The 214-nt window shown below is 38.8% G+C and carries 1 protein-coding gene; it reads right to left on the reverse strand.

Translation table 11 applies throughout. From position 1 onward, the window contains the following. A partial coding sequence (locus AOM43_RS07975; RefSeq protein WP_152618850.1) for an RHS repeat domain-containing protein occupies nt 1–214 on the reverse strand: 214 nt, incomplete at both ends.

A 214-nucleotide genomic window follows, 5' to 3' on the forward strand; every position in this document is an offset into this window, starting at 1 on the left:
AAAACGTATATTGCCGATGGTAACAGAAAGCAATCTATCCCAGGCATCATACGTGTATTTTTGATCATGGCGCTCGGATAGATTTCCATTGGGGTCATAGGCATAAGCACTCAGTTTGTCTCCTAAAAGCTGATTAAGTGAATTGAAGTCAAAACGTTGATCATCTTTTACAAAGCGATTAAAGAGTGAATCGTGTTGATAAGAGTGATTCGCT

It is taken from the genome of Parachlamydia acanthamoebae, from assembly GCF_000875975.1.
GTDB lineage: Bacteria > Chlamydiota > Chlamydiia > Chlamydiales > Parachlamydiaceae > Parachlamydia > Parachlamydia acanthamoebae.